The organism is Thermosphaera sp., assembly GCF_059755995.1.
The window spans coordinates 45,110-66,072 of record NZ_DBOUKL010000024.1 but is presented as its reverse complement, the minus strand read 5'-3'; the positions used below and the strand labels follow the sequence as shown (position 1 = coordinate 66,072).

Here is a 20,963-nt window from a genome sequence, read left to right as displayed (position 1 = left end):
GATAAGGATAGATGCTCGGCTTCTCCCCCTTTAGATTATTGTATGAGATGCCGTAGTGTGAGGCGAGAATGGTTATCTCCGCCTCTGAATCCCTGCATTCCCTTAAAAGGCCTGCTATTTTCCCGGGGAGATCCCTGTAGTACTCTAGAATCCCCGGTATGTTGCTAGCCTGCCACGGGGTTGGCTTGTCCAAGGCTCCTCTCGTACCTACGATACATGTTTTAAACCTGTTTAAACCGAACACTCTCAACTCGTCGTTAAGCCAGGAGATTTCAGGGTATTTCGCGTAGTATTCTCTCTCAAAACCCCTGTACTCCTCGTTTCCAAAAACCCCTATCACTGGAACATTCTCAAACCTCTTCCTTATCGCCTCGTAAACAGGTGCGAAGGCTTCCACGTTATTCTTCTCGACAATGTCTCCGAGGAGGATGAAGGCATCGATGTTAACGGGAACCTCGCCTAAGGATTTGAGGAAGAGGGGCAGGAACTTTGGCGAGTGGACATCGCCAACAGCGGCTATAATCAACTCGTACACCTAATCGTTAATTTTAAAAAACTAGTATTATATCTCTCTACTAGAAGGTGTTTAGCATGACCAGTGGTTTAATAAAAGGAGTCAACAAGCCGGGACATAAGGGATGGACGACTGAGAAGTGCATTATCTGCAAGACTAACATAGACTTGTACGAAGCCTACGAGGGGAACAATGCTTATTACTGCCCGAAATGCCTTAGCCAAGGGGTGAAGGCTTACTTCTGTAGCGCTGATGCTAGAGGGGTACACTACAAGTGCCCCTACTGTAAATCAGAGCTGAAGCCTTACTACCCGATTTAAACATCAATCTAACCTATTTAATCCGGCAAACTATAATTAACCTTCTTGAAAGCTGGTTGCAATGACGTTTAAAGCAGACCTACATATTCACTCGTACTATAGTGATGGCAGGGCGAGCCCCAGGGAGATTATTACCTACGCGATCGCCAGCGGCTTATCAATAATATCTATCACAGACCACAATACCTTCCAGGGAAGCATCGCGGCTGTGAAAACCACATCTTCCTTGAAAAACATTTTAGTGATACCTGGGGTTGAAGTTCGAACGGACGAGGGGGACGTCCTGGTTTACTGCTACGAGGGGTTTGAATTCCCCAAGAGCCTCGGGTTACTATTGGAGAAGGCTCGTGAGAACAACTGTCTATTGGTTCCGGCTCATCCTTTCGACGTTATGAGGCTTGGAATAGGTGATAAGGTCTTCGACTATAAAGACTGGAGCGCTATCGAGGTGTGGAATGCTGGCGCTAATACAGGGGCAAATAAGAAGGCTGTTGAGGCTGCGAGACTACTCGGCATCCCGGGAGTTGCTAACAGTGATGCACATATTGTTGAGCACGTCGGGGCAGCGTACACGCTTATCGAGGCAGGGGATTTAACGCTTTCAGAGGTTTTCGAGGCTGTTTTAAAAGGGAGGGTGAAGCCTGTCCAGGGAAGATACCCCTTTCGCTCAATGGTGAAGAGGATAAAGTGGAGTATTGAGTACAGGGTTAGAAAGCATTATTCTCGCTCAGGACTCTCTTCTGAAACATAAACTCCTCCGCCAATGCTAACCGCGTCCTCAGGGGCTACCTCCTCGTAGAACTCAACCGTCTCAAGCTTGTGCAAGTCAACGATCTCTTTCAACGCCTCCTCCAGGACGAATGGCAGGAACACCTTTATTTTCAACGGATCGCTAAGCCTCATGTTCCTTTTCTTCTTGTAACCCCAGATAGCAGAGTTAGCCTCCACTATCGCTTCAGCAAGCCTCGTCGACGCTTCAGCAAATTCCTCATCCGGCTCGGGGAATTTCTGAACGTGAACGCTCTCACCGTAGAGCTCCCGGTATATTGCGTCGGTGACGAAAGGCATTATTGGGGCTAGCATCCTTAAAACCCTTCTCAGGATGTAGTGGAGAGTGTACCATGCACCATATTGTTCAAGCCTTGAGTACTTCTCATCCCTGTTGTACGCTCTTGATTTAACAAGCTCGATGTAGTGTGATGCGAAATAATCCCATGTGAAACCGTAGATTAGGGTTGCGGGCTCGTAAACATCTAGCTCGCTGTACGCCTTGTCCACCTGGACTAGGACCTTGTTGAACAATGCGAGGGTTGCCCTGTCGATAGGTCTGAGCTCGTAGTCCTCTGGCTCCGGAAAGCTTGACACGAACCTCGCAATATTCCAAAGCTTGGTTGCAAACAATAATCCAGTCTTAATCAACTGCTCGCTGAACCTGTAGTCGTAACCAAGCTTACTGCTGGCTGCCGCCCAGTACCTGAAAGCGTCAGCCCCATACTTCTCCACGTACGGATCGGGATCTATGACGTTCCCCTTAGACTTATGCATGGCTTCGCCTTTCTCGTCTAGACCCATTCCCGTTATCCTGACCCATCTGAACGCTGGCTGACCTGTCAGCTGGTAGGTCCTGAGGATGGTGTAGTAAAGCCACGTCCTTATAATATCCTGCCCCTGGGGTCTGAGAGCGTTCCTGAAAGCCCTCCTGAACAATTCATGGTTTCTCAAATACCCTGTGACGTATAGAACTGAAATACTGCTGTCAAACCAGGTGTCGAAAACCTTCCTCTCCCCTTCAATATCATCCCTCGGCGCGCCGCAAGCAGGGCATTTATCCCATGGAGGCGGATCCCTCCATGGACGGTAATACCTTCCCGGCTCTGGCAGTAGGACTGCCCCGCACCTTCTACACCTCCAGACAGGGACCTCTGTGGCGTAATACCTATCCCTGCTTATAGGCCAGTCGGTTGAAACACTGTTTATCCAGTCAATAAGCTTCTTCTTATGCATTAAAGGCTTGAAGTCCATCAAGTCAACTAGCTCGAGAAGCTCGCTCTTAAAATCCAGTTGCTTGAGGAAGTATTCTCGTGAGTGAATTATTTGAACAGGTGTTTTACACCTCCAGCACACTGGGACGCTGTGAACATGCTTCTCCTCCTTGAGAAGCTTCCCCATAGACTCCAGGAGTTCAACAGCCTTACGCCTCGCCTCATCTACTTTTAAGCCAGCGAGAACTCCTGCTTCGCTGTTCAACCTTCCATCCTTCTCAATAATGATCACCGGGTCCAGCCCGAGGTCCCTGAACATTTTGACATCTACTTGGTCCCCGTAGCTGCAAACCATCACCAACCCTGTGCCGAACTCAGGGTCGACTTCATTGTACTCCAGGATCGGCATTTCGTGACCGTACAACGGGTTCACAGCATGCATGCCCTTGTACTTAGCATATCTTTCATCGCTAGGATTATAGACTAGGGCTTTACACGCTTTAAGCATCTCAGGCCTTGTGGTAGCTACAAGCAGGTCCTCACCTGTCTCTTTGACCGTGAACTTTATGTAGTAGAGCTCGCCCTCCTCCTCGTCGTGTTCAAGCTCCGCGTCAGCCAGGGTTGTCTTACACCTGGGACACCAGTTAACGGGTCTCTCAGCCTCGTAGACTAGGCCCTTCCTATACAGCTCTATGAACGTTGCCTGGGTGAGAGCCCTGTATTCCGGGCTATCTGTCCCGTTAACCCAGTACTGGAAGCTGCATCCAAGCCTTCTCCAAACACTAACAATGTCCCTCTCAGCCTCGTCGAGAAAGCTTTTACAAGCCTCGAGAAACTTTTCCCTCCCCTCAGGAGTCTTAGCTAGCTCGTGCGGGTTGACCCCGAGCCTCTTCTCGACCTGAACCTCAACAGGTAGCCCATTCCTGTCCGCGTAGAAGGGTACTAAGACGTTATAACCCTTCATCCTGAAATACCTGGCAATCATGTCTATTTGAGCGTAATGGGCAGCACCGCCTACATGCCATTTACCGCTTGCGTAGGGAGGGGGCGTGTCTATAGCTATGATATCCCTCACATCCTCTGGTGAGAACTCGAAAACCCCTATACGCTCCTCCTCCCACTTAGCTAGAACTTCTTGCTCCCTCTCAACGCTCCACCTGGTCTCCTTCAACTTAGGCACATATTCTTCCATGCTGAAACCCTTTAAGCAGTAGTATCAATAATCTCACATGTATATAAGGATATAAAGAATTACCTGTTGAGAAAACCTACCTCGATTTTAAAGCCTATTAATCAGAAGACTTATGGAGCGCCGTGACATACGTTGAGCTGGTGAAACTGTCGCGGAAAATCTCAATTGATAAATTAAGGTCGCATGGATAAGGAATCAATGATTCAATTCCCATGAATCCTGAAGCGTGAACGTGGTAGCGTAAAGGAGTGGCACTGCATTCGTTTTGAGAAACATAATGAAGCACGGACTGATACTGGTGTAGGAGTCAGCACTGCCGACCCGGCTGAGCCTGTAGGCGAGAATACGTGGGTTCGGAATTCGTTTTCAAAGCCTCACAATACTGCGGACCATTAATCTCTGTAAAAGCGTTCACTGCTCGCAGTTAATGTTGAAGGAGTCTTTAAGAGGCGGTTGACACTTTATCAAGCTCCAAGAAGCGTTGAAAACCTTTGAAACATCCTCCTGCCCTAGCTCTCCTTTGAAAAACCATTTAACACTAATCGTTTCCTCAACCCCTGATACTCTGACCCCTTCCACTATGATCTTCTCCGCTAATAATGGTGGTTCTCCAGGGAGTTGTGCTGGCGGCACGGTTTTGAACAGTAGGCAAACTTCTCCTCCAGAAACACATTTCTCCTCGTAATCTTTGAAAGGCCAGCCCTTCCTGTACACGTCAACAGATACTATGAAGTTCTCGCCTTCCCTGAAAACTATCACTCTGTAGTAATCGCTGAAGTAGTACTCGAATACCATTATCCCCGTATCCCCCAATATGTTCCACCAGTAGAAACTGCTGTTTAAACAATAAACTAGGAGACAGGCTTATATACTATCCCAAGGTTGTCAGCTATCTCGTAAGCCCGCTTCATCTCGTCCCTGCTCGGCCTCCTGCTTATATCAGGGTATTTCTCCGGGTACTTGGACACTAAGTGCTCCGGCCTATACTGCTCCATTATGTTGACTAGCACTCTGGGGGTGTTACCAGCAATCCATTCTAAAACCTTCCTAGTGCAACATTCAACGTGGTTTGGCAGGACCAGGTGCCTTATTATCATGTCGCCGTTCTCATAGGCTAGCTTGTGGTTTCTCGTAACAACCTCCCAGTAGTTCCTGACCCGGCTAAGCCTCCATGCACACTCGTTTGAACCATACTTGAAATCAGGCAGCCATATGTCTATAACGTCTGCTAAAAGCTTCATTGATTCAAGGCTCATGTACATGTTACTGTTCCATAGCTGAGGCGTGTTAGTTTCAAGATGCTTAAGGCTCTCCAGGATGAAGGGTAGGTGAGGCGTTGGCTCACCACCTACATGGTTAATGTTTCGCGCACCCCTCTTCCTCAGCGAGTCCTGAATCCTTGCAAGCCTTTCAGGAGTAACCCGCTCCCCGCTCCTAGGGGAGACTTGGCTGATATCATAGTTCTGGCAGAACGCGCACTTGAAATTACATCCCCCGTAGAATATTGTCCCGCTTGGAACCAAGGGAGACTCCTCACCCATGTGGTGGAAGTATGTGTGGACAATGCACTCCTTGTCGACAAAGCACACCCCTGGCCTCCCTTGAGCTCTTAAAGCACCACATCTCCTTTCACAAAGCCTGCAAGGAGAGTACAGCTTATAGGCTAAAACCACTTTCACATCCAACAGGCTGAATAATGGCTTGCCGAGATCCTCCAACCCTACACCGCCACTTCTCACTTCCTGCAGGATTCTCTTGAATTCTACACTAGCTTTATCATGAATTTTCCACAAATCATCAATTGACAACTCATCATTGTAGGGGTCTTCGTCAACAGGAGTCCTTTTAGCGATAAGGAACTTAGCCGGCTTCAAATCCCTCATCACGCTATAGTACCATGAAAGCCTTTCTCGAACCTCCTGGTCGTCCCAAACAAGGATCGCATCAGGTCTAGCGTGGATTATTGAAATAAACCATTCCAAACCCATTAATCCACCATTTAAAAATATGCTTTAACAACCCTTATGATTCTTTAAAAGCCTGTCCCCTAGGGCAGAGCAGGCGTCCCGGACTCCGCCAGTAACTCGTTGAGAAGCCCCCTAGTTTTCTCCGCCAGCTCCAAGGCTTTTAAACGGGAGTAGTGAAACTTCACCTCACCGCTCAATTTGAATATCTTCTCGTCGAAATGTCTGAGAGTGTCTTCGAGAGATCGTCTGTTCCTACAGCTGTAGAGAAACACTCTGATGAAGCCCACGACGCCGAGAGCATCGAGCTTGTCAGCATCGCTCAGCACCAATGCCTCCGTCGACCCCGGTTGAATATTGTGATTCCTGGCGTAGGAGAAGCTGTGGTATTGTATGGCGTTAACAACTCTTCCTATCACAGCATGATCAATGCCTAACTCTTTCAACAACTCCTCTGCCAGTAAGCCTGAGTAGTAAGCATGAGGCTCACCTATGATTCTTCCCACGTCGTGCAACAGGATGATAGTCTCCAGCAACTCGCGATCCACCACAAGGTTTTCCGCTGAAACAATCCTCTCAGCCCATTTCAAAACCCTCTCCACATGGGGATATCCATGGTCGAAGTCGCCTCCCAGGAGAGCTTTAACCAGTGATTCAATAATCCTCAATACCCACCACCAGCACATTTCACAAGCTCTCTCAACGCTTCAACCGGTATTTCAACGCCGAAAGCCTCCGCAACCCTCCTCCCCGCCACCACCGGGTTCAAGCCTGAATCCTTTAAGACGCCTGCTACCAGCCATGTTAACGCATCGAGCTTCACGCAAGGTATTCCGGACTCCCTGCACACTATCCTCCACGCATCAGCCAGCCTCGCACGGTACGGGTCTCGCATGAGCTTCTCCGAGCAGGCTCGTTCTCCCCCGCCGCATTCTCTCACGATACAGCTCCAAACGCTCAGCTCAGCGTTTCTCAGATCTATGGGTAAATCCACATCACCCTTGACCTCTCTTCCGCATGAAGTGCAGACGTAGTTGTACATTTTAACAGCAAACAGTATTGTCTTGGAGAACCTGCTCGACGCTAGCTCCTCCGCAAGCCTATCCCTGAGTACTTCCAAGGACGAACAGTATTTCAATCCATCAATGCTTAAATCCCTGTAGAGTTTTGTATTGAAGAAAGATTTAACCCTCTCAATCTTCTGCTGGAGCAACCTGTTCCTATGCTTATTACTGAGCAGAAAACCCAGCATGACCGAGTCGGGCGAGCCCCTCGCGGATGCAGTGCTCTCCGCGAAATACTGCCAGTACTCCTCGCCCCGGACATTCAACTGGTAGCTAACCAAGGCATTAGCAATGACGAGCACAGCGGCCTGGTCGCACCCTTTCACCCTGGCTAATGCTTCCACAGCCCTGTACTGAGGGTCGTTTCTCTCAACAATTCCTACGAGATTGGTGAGAGGCTTGAAAATCCTTGACAACTCGTACGCTCTCTGAATGTCGATAAACATTATCTTAATCCTCACTGAATCCCTATCCCGCCTCCTTCTTTATAAGTTGCTTAAGAATTAAGCATTATGGAGGCGTGCTTAATGGTTGGCAACAACATTATGGTCGTTGCAGTGGGGAATGGGCGGGTTTCAAGCCTGGCTTCATCCGAGAAGCTAATTGTTTACGATATGGATTCGAGGAAAATACTTGCAGAACTCCCCTCTCCCGGTATAAATGTCGACCTCCTAGAGGACTTGCTCGAAGAGTATGATGCCAGCATCCTGGTCTCGACAAGCGTGCCCGAGGAGCCTGCGCTGGCTATTGAGGAGGGAGGGGTTAAAATACATATTGTCAAGCCTGTTAAACTTGAAGAGTTTCTTGAAAACATTTAGAGGATTAAGCATGATAACTCATTTTCTAATAGACACGAATCATTTAAAGCTGAGGAGAAACATTGTTGACGTTCTCGCAGAGAAGGGGTGCGTCATAGTGTTTGACATTGCTCTCCAGCCCGAGCAATCGGCTGGGAAGCTAATGCTTTACACGTGCAATAACACCGTCGTCTACCTCGCGTTTAAAGGTGAAACACTCTTCATCGATATCCAGGGAGAGAATGCTACAGAGATATTTGAAGAAATAAGTAAGATTCTGCCCCCGGAGCACTCGTTCGTCCGACGGATTGTACGAGGATTTTAAACTAAAAATCTTTTAAAGAATCGCTGCACCGATTTTCTCGCTGAAGTTTAAAACCATTATTGAGACTAAACGCCCCTCTTTGAGTCTGAAAACCACGTCGCCATCCTCACTTAAAACCTCCTCGTCAGCATCCCCTATCTCCGTGGCAAAGTTTAAGTACAGTATGTCGTTTTGCTTATCGTACTCTATCCACATGTTGCCGAGGTTTTCGATAAAATACTTCCTCTCCACGTTAAACACCTATAGAGGGGATGCAACAACATCTGAGAAGTCAAGTGGTAGCGGCTGGCTCTTAGCCTTGTATTCATCGTACTTCTTCTCGAGAAACGCCTTGAACACTGGGCACGTGTCGAACTTTCCCTCCCTGTCGCACTTGGTCCCGAGAGTTATGAAGCACATCTTCGTCCTTTTGTCAAAGTACGGGCATATCTTGTGATACTGCTTAGCACTCTTCAAAATCCTGTTAACCCACTTCTGCTTCTCGTCCACGGGCTTCTTCTCCTGCTTATCCATTAACGCCTCGTTCAGCTCTTTATCAGTTATCCTTGTAGAGGAAGACACTTTAGCCTCACCTCTTCCACAAACGAGTCTCTGGCTAGTAAATCCTATATTGTTTTATAATCTAATAAGGATTTCCTAGCTCAACTAGAACAGGGAGCTTCGGGATATGCAGGAAGGCCTGTTAAACGAGCTTAGACGCGTTTACGGTAGTTTAACCCTAAGGCTGGTTGAGTCTTTGAAGACGCCGCCTAGAAGGCTTTACATCCGGGTCAACACTTTGAGAGCAAGCATTGAAGCGGTTCTTGAGGAGATGGAGAGGGAGGGGGTTAGGGCTTGGAGGGATGGAGAGATTGGAGAAGCTGTTTACGTTGAGCTGAAGGGCCCGTATAAACTCCCCGGGGATGTTGAGAAAACTATAGTGGTGGATGAGAAGACCGCTGTCTCCGTGATGATGGGTTCCAACCTGTACAGGCCCGGTGTCTTGAAGGCTGACTCCTTCAGAAGGGGGGACATGGTTAGGGTGGTGTCGAAGCATGGGTTTTACGTCGGTGTTGTTGAAGCAACAGTGTCTTCCAGCGAGTTGTTCAGGATGAATAGTGGCTTAGTAGGGGTAAACGTTGCCTCCGTCTACAGCGCCCCGAGGATAAGTGAGCTCTCGGTTTACCGTAAGGGATTGGTTTATCCGCAAGGACTTCCGGCGATGGTTACTACGATATTTCTAGATCCTCGCGAGGGAGAGCTGGTCGTAGACTTGAACGCATCGCCGGGTGGTAAAACCGGGCACGTAGTCCAGTACACTAGGGGGAGGAGTAGGGTTATAGCTTTCGACCGGAGCGAGTCCAAGATTACGGTGTTGAAGTCGAACCTTGAAAAACTGGGCTTGGCAATGAATGTCCTCCCCATCCCGTACGACTCTAGGTATGCACACCTGGATTTCAACCTTAACGGAAGAGTTGACAAGGTTCTTGTGGACCCACCGTGCAGTAACATAGGGGTTAGGCCGAAGCTAGTTTTTGATAAAACTATGAGCGATGTTTCAAACAATGCCAGCTATCAGAAGCAGTTTTTGAAAACTGCTCACAGCTTGCTGAAGAAAGGGGGCATAGTAGCTTATTCAACCTGTACTCTAACGTCGAAGGAGAACGAGGAAGTAGTATCATACGCTGTGAGGGAGCTCGGATTTGAAAGCGTTGAAGCTGAAACACTGTTCACGCGGTGCGATAAAGTCTATTTTGAAAACATAGTAGGCTACAGATTCCACCCGTTAAACAGTGACATGCCTGGCTACTTCATTGCTTTACTGAGAAAGGCCTGACCCTTTTGATCTCGCTTCCGCATAACGGGCATGTTTTCTCCCCGGGCTCGCCTGGGACATACCCGCACACGGGGCATTTCTCCAGGTAAGCCCTCTCCTCTGAGATGCCGTAGGTCCTCAACGGCTTGAACCCGATTCTTAAGTGGAGTAGAAGGTTTTGCAGACTGTAGTCATCTGTGAAAACAAAGGTTCCGCCAGCCTCCTTAAGCTCAAGGGCTAGGGCAGCTACTTCAACATCAGTCTTCGAAAGCTTTGAAACCTCACCTATTGAGGTAGCATGCTTTAATACTTTTCCAACGAACTCTTTCCCCGGGGATTTAACAGTTATTAAACCAAGGTCTAAAGCCTCCTCCAAGGCCTCCTTGTTCTCGCGATCCTTCACCTCTTCCACTGCGCGAGGAGTCGTGTATAGTTCGATCTCATGCCTCGGCAGGAGCCTGTATATTTTCGCTAGAAGGGCTGACGTGTCCAGGACAGCTGTTTTAAACCTGGGGGAAGGAAACCCATCTCGACTCGATGACATTTTTGAGAAGATCCCTCCTGGGCTTGAACCTTATCACTCTAAGATAGTTGTTAGAGCCTGAGACAACCACCTCTTCTCCACGAGTCAGCGTCGCTATTTTCTCCCCGTCGAAAAACATTGATGAAAAACCCCTGCATGAAACCCTTACGTTTGTTGAAAAAGATGGAAGGATTATGGGTGGAAGGTTGAGCTGCATAGGGTTCAACGGGGTTATAATGATCAAACTGTTCCAGGCGTCAACTAAAGGTCCTCCCGCGGACAAGTTGTAAGCGGCTGAACCAGGCGATGAGGCGACCAGGACGCCGTCTCCTTCAAACTCTAGCCTCGAACTAATCCCCGGGGTGTTGATAACTATGGAGAAGCCCGTGATCCTTCCCTGATCTATTGAGGTTAAAGCGAGCTCGTTAATGAAAACCCTGCAGTCGCTCCCCCTACAGGCTTTCAGCCTCGGATAGTACTGAACTATGAACTCGCCGTTCAAAACATTCTCAACAATCTCCGGGAGAGGCATGGTAATCGGGTCGAAGAAGGCTCCACGCCTGCCGCAGTGAATAGGTAGGATGAAAGCCCCTGTTCTCTGAATAGTGCTGGATGCTTTGAGAAACGTTCCGTCTCCTCCAACCACGACGACGAGTTGTGTGTTCTCTATCTCAGCCGGTAGTAAATCGTCAACAGTGAACAATATGGTTTCAGACCCTCTGCTATAGAAAGCGTTCGAAAGCTCCTTAACCATTTCAATACACTTAAGCGTTGGCTTGTATATCAACGCTACCTTGGAAAACATTCCAATCCACGATCAAACATATGTTAAGCTAAGTAATATAGATTTTAATTAGCTGAGCATGGTGACTGGTTTGGGCGGGAAAGTGCTTTGCGTGGAAGTTGAAAAAACCCGCGCTGAGAAAGCGATAAAGGCTTTGAGGAAAACCGGCCTACTCCTCGAGGACTACTTAATAGAGAGGGCAGGTGACAAGGTACTCATACCTGTTGCTGAGAAGCCTGAATCCATCGATGAAACATTGTTCAGAGTTGTCGAATGCGCCCCGGGATACAAGAAGAAGATAGCTGTTAACCCTCCCTCATACGATTTGCTGGGAGATGTAGCAATTGTGAGGAGCAAGGTCTTGGAGCATAGAGCGTCGGAGGAGGTTGTGGATGCGCTTCTAAAAACTCATCCAAGGCTGAAAGCAATATATGTTAAGGAGGAGACTGTTGAAGAGTATAGAGTACCGGTTCTCAAACTCCTATGGGGAACCCCGGTTGAAGTAGTTGTTGTTAAAGAATACGGTTTAAGCTTCAAGATCAGGCTTGGAAAAGTCTACTATAATCCAAGGCTAACAGAGGAGCATAGGAGGCTCGCATCCCTGGTCAGGGATGGCGAGATCGTTGTTGACTTATTCTCAGGGATAGGCGGGTTCCCAGTCCACATTGCATCATTGAAAACCGCACTGGTCTTGGCAAACGATTTAAACCCTGTTGCCCACGAACTCTTAATAGAGAATATTAAATCCAATATGAGGAGGCTTAAAGGAGTCATCATACCGTTAAACAATGATGCAAGAGACATCCCTGATCACCTCCCGAGGAAAGAGGTGGCTCACAGGGTGATCGCAAACCTCCCTAAGGCAAGCCTAGGCTTTGCCGAAGTCTACGATCAAGTCCTCGCGCCTGAAGGCATCTTACACCTATACGTTCTAACAAGAGATGTCTACACCAGCATTGACGAGGTGGGCAGTGTTCTCCCAGGGTGGAGAATACTCAGCCACAGGCTTGTCCTAGAGTACTCTCCAGGCTCAGGGATTTACAGGTTCGATATCATCAAGCCTGAGCACGTATAGCTTAACCGTTAACACGGCGTCACCGCTTTTCAAACTATTGACCAACCCTCTATCTAGATCCCCGGCTGCCTTCGTCGCGTAAACCCCTATTGTCGCGGGCTCGACATAGCTACTTCTCCTGATAATGATTCTTCGAGGATCGGTAGCAGTAATTTCTCTCGAACCATGTGCTATCAGGTAGTCCTTAAACCCGCCTGCCTCAAGAACAATTAACAATATGTTTCTCGGAGACGTTAAGGCAGCCTTAAAATCACTGGACAGGTTTGACGCAGCCTTGTCAGCATTAACCCCTATTATGCAGTCCCCTCTCAACGTTAAATCACAATCCCTCGTTATCTCCAGCGTTGTCTTATGCTTAGCCGTAACGTTTGGGTGGCCCTTTGCGCGCACTATCTCGCTGGCAACTATCATCCCTAACCCCATGTTTAATTAAACCATAAACCTAATATTTTCAAAGGGATCGCGTTGAGCTTTCACGAGCAGAGGAGTAGAGTTGTCGAACTCCTAGTTGACTCAGGCTACTTGAGAAACCCCAGGATCATTAAAGCTCTCCTAACAGTGCCGAGGGAGTTGTTCGTCCCAGAGGCGATGAGGAAATACGCCTACCATGATACCCCGCTACCCATAGGCTGGGGTCAGACGATAAGTGCTATACACATGGTTGCCATAATGACCGAGGAGCTGGATCCTGAGCCGGGCAACAAGGTGTTAGAGATTGGAACCGGGTCGGGTTATCAGGCCGCTGTCCTGGCTGAAATAGTTGCCAAGCAGGACTCCGGTGGAGGACACGTGTACAGTATTGAGAGAATCAGCGAGCTAGCCTCGTTTGCTAGGAAAAACCTTGAGAAAGCAGGATACTCGGAAAACGTCACGGTACTGGTCGGCGATGGAACACTGGGCTACAGGGAGGCTGCTCCCTACGATAGAATAATAGTAACTGCTGCAGCCCCGGATATTCCTCCGCCACTGCTGGAGCAGCTAGGGGATCCCGGGATCCTGGTAGCACCGGTGGGGGACAGGTATTTCCAAAGACTCTTAATCGTTGAGAAGAAGAATGGGAGAATAAATAAGCGGTGGGGGATAGAATGCGTGTTCGTCCCTTTAATAGGCAGGTATGGATGGAGCGTGGAGGAAAGGTGGAAAAATTAGACTGGGGGTGGGAGAGGGGTTTGCTCCTGTGCAACGGGTTTCTCCGGCGGCTTCCACGTTAATCCGAGAATCCCTCCTATCAAGCCCAAGACAAAGCTTAGGTAGAATCCTCCGCCAACAGTGATCAGGCTTACAATAGAAAGGATTATCCCTATTATAGACCAGGTTTTAACCTTGCCGGGTTCACCACTACGAATCTTAAAAGCGGCAACGATCATTAACAAGCCAATTAACAAGGCTATTGCCCCGACTATTATCATCACAGTCCCTATCGCGAAAGCCGTGAGGAACCCCATACCGGTTGGAAGCGGCATTGATTCTTCAAGGGGAATCTCCGCGCGTAGCAAGGCCCCTATCGCTAATGCTAGTATCGCGAAGAGCAGTAGGATAATGCCTGAAAGCAACATCAGCACGAACGCGGTTGTGGGTTTTTCACCGCTCATGAGCTTCACAAAGTATTTTATGTTAAAACATATCTATAAACGCGATCCTGCCACTTCTTAGCATAGGTTGAGGATAGGGTTCGGAGCGGGTGGTTTTTCTCGATTTAAATGTTTTGAACCTACCTGTTAACAACGCGTAAGCTAGGAGGGCTTGGCAAACCACTTGCCCAGCCCGGTCTGAACTCCTTTAATATTCTCCTTGTATGCTTTAGTAAATCTTTCAAGCGCGTTCTTCACTCTATCCTCGCTAAAATCGTGCTCGTTAACAAGGATCTCGAAAACCAGTTTCTCATCGGGCTCCCTCCACTCTATCTTGTACGAGTCTGTAACAGGGGGTTGGAGGAAGTATTTCTTAATCTCTAGGACATCAACCTCTACGCTGGACTTGAGCAAGGCTTTAGGAATCTTCTCGATCGACCCGTATGTTTTGACGAGCTGGTAGGCTTTCTTAACCCCTATCCCTTCGAAGCCTTCCGGATTATAATCCGTGCCTACCAGAATCCCTATATCTACAAGGTTCTCCAGGGTCAGGTTAAGCTTGGAGAGCAACGTGTTAAGCTCTATCATCTCAGGCTTGACCTCGATGTATTCCTCTCTTCTCGGAAGCTTTCTCTTCCCGCTAATAGTGAGATTCCTTATCAGCCTGGGGGAGCCGAAGAGGAGGCTATCGTAGTCCTGGCTTGCGGAAGCGTAGGCGTCGCCCTTCTTAACAAGGTATGCTGCCTGGGCCTCACCCTCGGCTGGTGCCTGAACGTAGGGAACTCCGAGAGCGTCTAAGAGCTTTTTAGCCTCCTTAACCATCTCATCAGTTAGCTTCGAAGCCATCATCGCGTATCTTCTAGCCGCTTCCAAATCACCTGCTTCAACAGCAGCCTCATACTTTCTAGCAGACTCCTCCTTCAACGCTCTCCTGCGCTCAAGCTCCCTAGCTTTAAGCTCAGGGGGCTTCCCGTCAAACACGTAAACTATTTTCAAGCCTTCCTCAACAAGGTTTATAGTCCTGTAGAAAAGCCCGCTCAAGTGGCTCGTGATCCTGCCCTGGGAATCCATTAGAGGGGTTCCATCCGGCTGCCTTATGGCTGCTAGGAACTGGTACAGGGCATTGTAAGCATCTATCGCGATAACCTTCCCCTTCAACACGCGCATGTTCTCAATAATTATCTTAGCATCCTCTGGTATGAGGTCTTTAAGGTTTACTCCCATGCCTCTCCCACGATCATTAAAATAGTTGTTTAAAACATTTAAAACTATTCACTTAAAAAGCTCGGGAAAGGATGGTGAAAGCCGTACAACGAATTCTTTTCCAACAGGCTCTACCTGGATATAACCCGATAGCTCCAGCTTCATCAAAGCCTTGTAGAGCTCTGCCTTCCCCACCTCGACCTCGTGCTCCTTCTTCAAGATATCTATTAGGTCGGACTCGGAGACTCCCTCCGGATGGTCGATCACGATCTCCAGGATCAGCCTGAAGAGAGGGGTAAGACGCCAGTAGCCCGGGTTATATTTCATTTTACCCACCTTAAACGTAGACTTGAGGCTTTAAGTGAGACCTAGGGAGTTGCTGCCTCGCCCTAACCCCCCATTCCAGGTAATATCTCAACATATTATCATTAATGCTTGGCTTAATAATCTCTAACGCCCTGTTGAAATGCTTCACTGATACCTCCTTAACGTTGAGGGATTCTCTCAGAGCAGACATGACCGCCTCCCTCACAACTGCCTCAACATCTGCGCCGCTGTATCCCTCTGTTCTCCGGGCGATCTCCCGGAGGTCTACATCCCTTGACAAGGGTATGCTTCTTGTCTGGATCCTGAGTATTTCAAGCCTCGCGTCATAGTCTGGCGGGGGAACATAGATGAGCTTTTCAAGCCTTCCAGGCCTCAGCAACGCGGGATCTATTAGGTCAGGTCTATTGGTTGCCGCTATCACAACGACGTTTTCAAGCTTCTGAATACCATCCATCTCGGTAATCAACTGTGTCACCACCCTCTCTGATACTCCAGAGTCCAGCTCGGCACCTCTCAGCGAGGCTATCGCGTCTATCTCGTCGAAGAAGACAACCGTGGGTGCATGTAGCCTGGCTTTCCGGAAAATCTCCCTTACAGCACGCTCCGACTCTCCAACCCACTTACTCATGATCTCCGCGCCCCGCACAGCTATGAAGTTGGCGCCGCTCTCGGTTGCAACAGCCTTGGCGAGGAGGGTTTTCCCGCATCCGGGAGGCCCGTATAGAAGTATGCCTTTTGGAGGCTTAATCCCGAACTTCTCGAACACCTCGGGCATTCTCAAGGGCCATTCAACACTCTCCTTTAAAGCCTGCTTCACTTCATGAAGCCCTCCTATATCGCTCCAGTGAACCTCAGGGACTTCGACATATATCTCTCTGAGACCGCTGGGTACGATGCTCTTATACGCGAACATGAAGTCTTCGAAAGTAACCTTAACCTTTTCTAAAACCTCTTCTGGTGTAGGCGGGTTAGACTTTTCAAGAGGCACATACCTTCTCAAAGCATGCAGGACAGCCTCCTTGACCAGGGCGGCGAGATCAGCGCCGGTGTACCCGTGGGTCATCTCTGCGAGCTTGACCAGGTCGACATCCTCGCCGAGGATGCCAGATTTAACAAGCCTCCTCGTGTGGATTTGAAGTATTTCCAGCCTGCCCTTCTTATCCGGCATAGGTATTTCAATCTCCCTGTCAAACCTGCCAGGCCTCCTCAAAGCTGGGTCGACAGCGTTAGGCCTGTTCGTAGCCGCTATCACTATGACGTTCCCCCTGCTCTCCAACCCGTCAAGTAAGGCTAGGAGCTGGGCGACAACCCTTCTCTCAACCTCGCCTATAACCTCATCCCGCTTCGGCGCAATAGCGTCTAACTCGTCTATGAATATTATTGCAGGGTTCTTCTTAGCCTTCTTCCTCGCTAGCTTGAAGATCTCCCTAAGCCTCTGCTCCGACTCACCGTAATACTTGCTCATGATTTCTGGACCATTGATCACGATGAAGTACGCGTTAGCCTCGTTAGCCAACGCTTTAGCAAGCAATGTCTTGCCAGTGCCTGGGGGACCGTACAGAAGTATTCCCTTAGGCGGGTCAATGTTCAGCTTCCTAAACACTTTCCTGTACTTGAGCGGTAGCTCAACCATCTCCCTAATCTTCTCGATCACGTTGCCTAGTCCGCCAATGTCTTCATACGTTACTCTTGGAACCTCCCCGACAGGCTCCTCGAAAATGTAGAGCTCTGTTTCATCAGAAACTATCACAGGCCCCTTCGGCTTCAAGGTTACGACTCTGAAAGGTATGCTCATCTCCATTATGACTACGTGGATTTCATTATCCTCCATCAAGGGCCTTCCAATAATCCTCCTCTTAACCTCTTCCACCACGCTTGGGTCGGCGGGGGCGAAGTAATTGGTTGGAGCTAGCTTAACCACCTGAGCGTACTGTTTCTCAACCTTCTCCACGAAAACTACCTCGTTAATGTTCACGCCCGCGTTCTTCCTGGTAACCGGGTCAAGCCTTATTACCCCCAGACCCCTATCCTGATCCCTGCTTGCAGCGGCTATCACAGCCGTCTCCGACTCTCCCTCAACAAGGAGGAGGTCTCCCTCCAATATACCGTGCTTATCCATTACCTCAGGGTCCAGCCTCGCTATGCCTTTATGTAGATCCCTCCTATCAGCGTCTAGTACTCTTAAAGGTAATCTCAACTTATTCCCTGCCAAATCAAGCACCAGCGTTAACAACCTATAATGTTGAGTGTGAAAAACCCTTAATATAAGAATTGCTAAGGAAGCCTGTAAACAGCTTCAACCTCGACCTGGCTGATGCCTTGAATACTCATTAAAAGGTTCTCCAAGGGCTCTGTCCCGCCCTCGGTTTCCTCAGGCATAGCTATTAATAAGCGGAGAGCTTTCAAGCCGAAGGCTATTGGCTCCTCATCGCTAGCCTTCACCTGATATCCCTGCGGCAGGCTCTGCTCAATCCGGGCTTTCAACTCGTTCAACGGTGTCTCCACATCTTCTGGGAGGATTTTAACCACTACAGCAACCTGAGCCATCCACACCACCTCTTCAAGGACCCCTGAACCCGCAGTTAGGGCAGGCGTACTCAACCGCTTGCTGCCTGCACCTCTTGCATCTACGGATCAATACCTTCCCGCAGTTAGGGCACATGAACTCCGTGCCATAGTCCCCGGGCTCCATGATCCTGTGGCAGCTATCGCACATCGGGGGTGACGCTGCCTCCTCGACAACGATGCCGGCCTGCTGCGTTAAACTGTACTGTGCAACCATGTAGCAACCACCATGGTTAAGCAATCAACAGTTTAAACGTGATTAAGGTATTAAAAATATTCTCTCAGCAACCTGCAACCTCTTGCTCTTCCACGAGTAAGTTATCGCGACTAACCCAAGGGCGAAACCCACCGTTGCCGCTGCCAAACCCATGGGGGCAAGGGCTGGGTTAACCCTGTAGTATGCGCTTGTCGAGAGTAATTCTAAGATTGCCACGCTGTTGAAGAAGAAGGTCTCGGTTAGCTCAACATACCTTATCAGCACGCCGTTGACATACTTGGCTGTAACATTCAGGAAACCCGTTGCTACCTGATAACTCTCCGCGAACTCGCCAGTATACGAGGGATTGGCGAAGAATCCTATGTATGATGATGAGGGCTCAGCATCCAGCCTGTCAACACCCTTGCTATCCCTGAAACTATTCTCAACCATCTCCAGGCTTAGGCCGAAAACCTCGCAGTCACCGGTGAAGCTAATCCTCCTGTGATCGCCAATACTATACTCCACGAAAGGATATGACACGCTCTCCACTCTAACTGTGAGAAACACTTTAACCGTGCAGAACTGATTACTTCGTGAAAGCGTTACAGTGTACTCGTAGTTGAAGAAGTCTCCAGGGCTGTAAACAGGCTCCACGCCTTGCGCGCTAGCCGTTGAGGCCATGGCTAAAACCAGTAGTGTCAGGATTGTGAAACACGATTTAGCACCCATAAAGTCCACATCCAAGCATTGAATAATCCAGCGGGAACTAATATATGAGGAGTGTTTAATAATTCTTGTTGAGGGTTTAACGGGTTGAAACAGGTTATAATTGTTAGAAGCGATCTCGGGATGAGCAAGGGAAAGCTCGCCGTGCAGGTTGCCCACGCGTCGGTGACAGCTGCTTTCGAAGCATACCGTTCAAGAAGAGAATGGTTTGAAGAATGGTGGAGTAGTGGGCAGAAGAAAGTTGTGGTGAAAGTTCCAGGCGAGGCCGAGCTCATCCAGCTGTATGAGAAAGCTGCGAGGAGCGGGCTTCCAGCATCCTTGATCAAAGACGCTGGGCTGACCGAGCTGCCTCCGGGAACGACAACGGCCGTTGCAATAGGTCCAGCGCCTGATGAGGCTGTTGACAAGCTCACGAGCGGGTTGAAGCTTCTTTGACCTACTACCCTCATCCATTAGATTACGTAGCCGGGTTGAAGCACGTTCTCACGCATCGGAAAATAAACACCGAGCTCAAGATCACCCCTGACACGTTCACCGTGGAGGAGGTTGTCAACTTTCAAGAACTAGGCTTTAACAGGGAAAAAGGCGAGTACGCGGTGCTCAGAGTCACTAAGAGGTCTATGGATACTTTACGCGTTAAAAGGCTTCTCGCAAAACAGATCGGGATTCCTGACTCCAACATTATTCACCTCGGATTGAAGGATAAGGAGTCCACAAGCACCCAGTTCTTCTTCGTCAAGAAAACCCTGGTTAGCAACGATCTTAAGGAAATTTGTGGCGAAAACTACGCCACTCTCCTAATAGGCTTCGCCCGTGCTAAGCCCACGAGAAAATCACTAGTCGGGAACAGGTTCAAGATAACCCTGGAGGGTTCAAGACCCGGCGATTACAGTATTGCCGAGGATTTGCTTAGGCTTATCGTTGCTTCGGGGTTGCCATCATACTACGGGTATCAGCGATTCGGGGTTGAGAGGCCGATAAGCCACCTTTTAGGCAAGCAAATTCTTCTTGGAAGGGAGGACCGGTTCAGCATATTCTTCCTGAGAGAGCATTATCCATGGGAAAAAATGAACAGTGCTGTTGCAAGGATTAAAGGATCATTCCCGGGGAGACTGTTTTACGAGAAACTATATGTTGAATCACCACTATCCAAGGGTTTAGAGCTTGTGCAGAAATCAACGTCGAGAATCCTTGTGGAGGCTTACGCGAGCTACCTTTACAATCTTCTCTTAAACAAGCTGGTCGACACATGCGGATGGGGGTGTCTAAACAGGGTGCTTCCAGCCCCTGGCTGCGGTGAGGAGGGCTCAACGCTTTACACGGATCTCTTCGAGAAGGAAGGCTTGAGCCCTGACAGGATTAGCGAGCTGGGATGCTGGTGGAGGACGGGGTTGTTCAAGCCATCCAACATCAGCTTAAAGCATGCCAACAATCTCCTAGAGATAGGCTTCTTCCTGAAGCAAGGATTCTATGCGAGCATAGTGTTAAGGGAGTTGTTTAAGGAGAACTTGGTTTTAAAATAAATCTCTTATTACTCGAAAACAATCCTGGCCTTCTTGCTGGTTAACTTAGCTATTAACTCCTCGAACGTGGTTCTATTTTTCTCCAAAAATCTTCGATCCCTCCTCGGAACCCTTACGTTAACGATTTCCGTTCCATCGGGGAGCCAGACCTGGTTCACGCCGAGGAGTGATGCAGGACTGATCACCTGCTCAATAAGCCTTCTTATATCGCCTGTCTCAACAATTATTTTAACCTTAGCGTCAAGCTCCCTGCTAAGGTGTTTTGAAACCTCCTCAAGCTCGGCCTGCTCCACGCCGTCGCGGAGTATCAGTATGAGTTGATCACCTGCCATGAAAGATTTCACATACTCCCCGTTCCTCAAGACCTTGTGCTTTTCCTCAATATCCATTAAAGCCTTCATCACTTTAATCTCATCAATATCGACAACGCCTGTCTCCACTTTACGCTGGCAGCTAGGGCATAAGATGCCGCTTTTAACGCATATCCTGTCCAGCGGGTATTTCAAGCTACATC

At 48.8% G+C, this 20,963-nt stretch carries 28 protein-coding genes; 9 read left to right on the top strand and 19 right to left on the bottom strand.

Going from position 1 to position 20,963, the window contains the following annotated elements; genetic code table 11:
* The coding region (locus tag AC3OH0_RS02965) for a metallophosphoesterase family protein (protein ID WP_498344710.1) at positions 1-526 on the bottom strand (526 nt) is incomplete at its 3' end.
* Positions 527-591: 65 nt separating this feature from the next.
* On the opposite strand from AC3OH0_RS02965, the gene AC3OH0_RS02960 reads away from it, so the two are divergent.
* Both AC3OH0_RS02960 and AC3OH0_RS02955 read left to right on the top strand, forming a co-directional pair.
* Positions 592-834 (top strand): hypothetical protein, encoded by a 243-nt coding sequence (locus AC3OH0_RS02960; protein WP_498344709.1) that lies wholly within the window; start codon positions 592-594, stop codon positions 832-834.
* 61 nt (positions 835-895) lie between these two features.
* Positions 896-1,585 (top strand): PHP domain-containing protein, encoded by a 690-nt coding sequence (locus AC3OH0_RS02955; protein WP_498344708.1) that lies wholly within the window; start codon positions 896-898, stop codon positions 1,583-1,585.
* Here the strand turns inward: AC3OH0_RS02955 and AC3OH0_RS02950 are convergent.
* The 5 genes from AC3OH0_RS02950 to AC3OH0_RS02930 form a co-directional block, all read right to left on the bottom strand.
* Positions 1,552-4,008: a valine--tRNA ligase gene (locus tag AC3OH0_RS02950; protein ID WP_498344707.1), complete on the bottom strand. Its 2,457-nt coding sequence runs from the start codon at positions 4,006-4,008 to the stop codon at positions 1,552-1,554. The two genes, AC3OH0_RS02955 and AC3OH0_RS02950, sit on opposite strands and share 34 nt — an antisense overlap.
* Positions 4,009-4,419: 411 nt before the next feature.
* Positions 4,420-4,821 (bottom strand): hypothetical protein, encoded by a 402-nt coding sequence (locus AC3OH0_RS02945; RefSeq protein WP_498344706.1) that lies wholly within the window; start codon positions 4,819-4,821, stop codon positions 4,420-4,422.
* Positions 4,822-4,859: 38 nt separating this feature from the next.
* Entirely contained in the window at positions 4,860-5,996 is a 1,137-nt protein-coding gene (locus AC3OH0_RS02940; RefSeq protein ID WP_498344705.1) for a radical SAM protein, read from the bottom strand.
* Between the two features lie 59 nt (positions 5,997-6,055).
* Positions 6,056-6,640, bottom strand: a complete 585-nt coding sequence (locus tag AC3OH0_RS02935) for an HD domain-containing protein (protein ID WP_498344704.1) — start codon at positions 6,638-6,640, stop codon at positions 6,056-6,058.
* Positions 6,637-7,497 carry an N-glycosylase/DNA lyase gene (locus AC3OH0_RS02930; protein ID WP_193436650.1) on the bottom strand — a complete coding sequence of 287 codons (861 nt, stop codon included), beginning with the start codon at positions 7,495-7,497 and terminating at the stop codon, positions 6,637-6,639. Before AC3OH0_RS02930 ends, AC3OH0_RS02935 begins: the two co-directional genes overlap by 4 nt.
* Before the next feature lie 66 nt (positions 7,498-7,563).
* Here AC3OH0_RS02930 and AC3OH0_RS02925 point away from each other — a divergent pair, with 66 nt between their 5' ends.
* Positions 7,564-7,854, top strand: coding sequence for a hypothetical protein (locus tag AC3OH0_RS02925; protein ID WP_498344703.1), 291 nt, complete (start codon positions 7,564-7,566; stop codon positions 7,852-7,854).
* 10 nt (positions 7,855-7,864) lie between these two features.
* Positions 7,865-8,158 (top strand): hypothetical protein, encoded by a 294-nt coding sequence (locus AC3OH0_RS02920; protein WP_498344702.1) that lies wholly within the window; start codon positions 7,865-7,867, stop codon positions 8,156-8,158.
* A 12-nt stretch (positions 8,159-8,170) separates the two neighbouring features.
* On the opposite strand, the gene AC3OH0_RS02915 is transcribed toward AC3OH0_RS02920, so the two are convergent.
* Entirely contained in the window at positions 8,171-8,389 is a 219-nt protein-coding gene (locus tag AC3OH0_RS02915; protein ID WP_227410910.1) for a DUF2283 domain-containing protein, read from the bottom strand.
* A 9-nt stretch (positions 8,390-8,398) separates the two neighbouring features.
* Positions 8,399-8,719: a hypothetical protein gene (locus AC3OH0_RS02910; RefSeq protein ID WP_227410909.1), complete on the bottom strand. Its 321-nt coding sequence runs from the start codon at positions 8,717-8,719 to the stop codon at positions 8,399-8,401.
* A gap of 106 nt (positions 8,720-8,825) precedes the next feature.
* Here AC3OH0_RS02910 and AC3OH0_RS02905 point away from each other — a divergent pair, with 106 nt between their 5' ends.
* The gene (locus tag AC3OH0_RS02905; protein WP_193436647.1) at positions 8,826-9,974 is read left to right on the top strand and encodes a PUA domain-containing protein; all 1,149 of its coding nucleotides are present in this window, start codon (positions 8,826-8,828) and stop codon (positions 9,972-9,974) included.
* Here the strand turns inward: AC3OH0_RS02905 and AC3OH0_RS02900 are convergent.
* Both AC3OH0_RS02900 and AC3OH0_RS02895 read right to left on the bottom strand, forming a co-directional pair.
* A complete protein-coding gene (locus tag AC3OH0_RS02900; protein ID WP_193436646.1) occupies positions 9,949-10,497 on the bottom strand; it encodes an NOB1 family endonuclease in 549 nt (182 codons plus the stop codon). The two genes, AC3OH0_RS02905 and AC3OH0_RS02900, sit on opposite strands and share 26 nt — an antisense overlap.
* A complete protein-coding gene (locus tag AC3OH0_RS02895) occupies positions 10,457-11,281 on the bottom strand; it encodes an NAD(+)/NADH kinase (protein WP_193436645.1) in 825 nt (274 codons plus the stop codon). The genes AC3OH0_RS02900 and AC3OH0_RS02895 overlap by 41 nt, the downstream gene beginning before the upstream one ends.
* A gap of 70 nt (positions 11,282-11,351) precedes the next feature.
* Here AC3OH0_RS02895 and AC3OH0_RS02890 point away from each other — a divergent pair, with 70 nt between their 5' ends.
* Complete coding sequence (locus tag AC3OH0_RS02890) at positions 11,352-12,335, top strand: class I SAM-dependent methyltransferase (RefSeq protein ID WP_193436644.1); 984 nt, start codon at positions 11,352-11,354, stop codon at positions 12,333-12,335.
* Here the strand turns inward: AC3OH0_RS02890 and AC3OH0_RS02885 are convergent.
* Positions 12,291-12,746 (bottom strand): DUF371 domain-containing protein, encoded by a 456-nt coding sequence (locus AC3OH0_RS02885; protein ID WP_498344701.1) that lies wholly within the window; start codon positions 12,744-12,746, stop codon positions 12,291-12,293. The genes AC3OH0_RS02890 and AC3OH0_RS02885 overlap by 45 nt on opposite strands.
* A 54-nt stretch (positions 12,747-12,800) precedes the next feature.
* Between AC3OH0_RS02885 and AC3OH0_RS02880 the strand changes: the two genes are divergently transcribed.
* A complete protein-coding gene (locus tag AC3OH0_RS02880; RefSeq protein ID WP_193436642.1) occupies positions 12,801-13,484 on the top strand; it encodes a protein-L-isoaspartate O-methyltransferase in 684 nt (227 codons plus the stop codon).
* Here the strand turns inward: AC3OH0_RS02880 and AC3OH0_RS02875 are convergent.
* From AC3OH0_RS02875 to AC3OH0_RS02845, 7 genes are all read right to left on the bottom strand, one after another.
* On the bottom strand, positions 13,481-13,927 hold the full coding sequence (locus AC3OH0_RS02875) for a hypothetical protein (protein WP_193436641.1): 447 nt from the start codon (positions 13,925-13,927) through the stop codon (positions 13,481-13,483). The two genes, AC3OH0_RS02880 and AC3OH0_RS02875, sit on opposite strands and share 4 nt — an antisense overlap.
* Before the next feature lie 141 nt (positions 13,928-14,068).
* A complete protein-coding gene (gene fen, locus AC3OH0_RS02870; protein WP_498344700.1) occupies positions 14,069-15,130 on the bottom strand; it encodes a flap endonuclease-1 in 1,062 nt (353 codons plus the stop codon).
* 48 nt (positions 15,131-15,178) lie between these two features.
* The gene (locus AC3OH0_RS02865; RefSeq protein ID WP_498344699.1) at positions 15,179-15,436 is read right to left on the bottom strand and encodes an ArsR family transcriptional regulator; all 258 of its coding nucleotides are present in this window, start codon (positions 15,434-15,436) and stop codon (positions 15,179-15,181) included.
* A 10-nt stretch (positions 15,437-15,446) separates the two neighbouring features.
* Positions 15,447-17,648 (bottom strand): CDC48 family AAA ATPase, encoded by a 2,202-nt coding sequence (locus tag AC3OH0_RS02860; protein ID WP_498344698.1) that lies wholly within the window; start codon positions 17,646-17,648, stop codon positions 15,447-15,449.
* A 62-nt stretch (positions 17,649-17,710) separates the two neighbouring features.
* Positions 17,711-17,983, bottom strand: a complete 273-nt coding sequence (locus tag AC3OH0_RS02855; protein WP_498344697.1) for an elongation factor 1-beta — start codon at positions 17,981-17,983, stop codon at positions 17,711-17,713.
* 13 nt (positions 17,984-17,996) lie between these two features.
* On the bottom strand, positions 17,997-18,218 hold the full coding sequence (locus AC3OH0_RS02850; protein WP_498344696.1) for a zinc finger domain-containing protein: 222 nt from the start codon (positions 18,216-18,218) through the stop codon (positions 17,997-17,999).
* 42 nt (positions 18,219-18,260) lie between these two features.
* Entirely contained in the window at positions 18,261-18,929 is a 669-nt protein-coding gene (locus AC3OH0_RS02845; RefSeq protein ID WP_498344695.1) for a hypothetical protein, read from the bottom strand.
* Between the two features lie 120 nt (positions 18,930-19,049).
* On the opposite strand from AC3OH0_RS02845, the gene pth2 reads away from it, so the two are divergent.
* Entirely contained in the window at positions 19,050-19,361 is a 312-nt protein-coding gene (gene pth2, locus AC3OH0_RS02840; protein WP_498344712.1) for a peptidyl-tRNA hydrolase Pth2, read from the top strand.
* On the top strand, positions 19,358-20,449 hold the full coding sequence (gene truD / locus AC3OH0_RS02835) for a tRNA pseudouridine(13) synthase TruD (protein WP_498344694.1): 1,092 nt from the start codon (positions 19,358-19,360) through the stop codon (positions 20,447-20,449). Before pth2 ends, truD begins: the two co-directional genes overlap by 4 nt.
* Before the next feature lie 8 nt (positions 20,450-20,457).
* Here the strand turns inward: truD and AC3OH0_RS02830 are convergent, their stop codons facing one another.
* On the bottom strand, positions 20,458-20,955 hold the full coding sequence (locus AC3OH0_RS02830) for a transcription elongation factor (RefSeq protein ID WP_498344693.1): 498 nt from the start codon (positions 20,953-20,955) through the stop codon (positions 20,458-20,460).
* Positions 20,956-20,963: the final 8 nt, after the last annotated feature.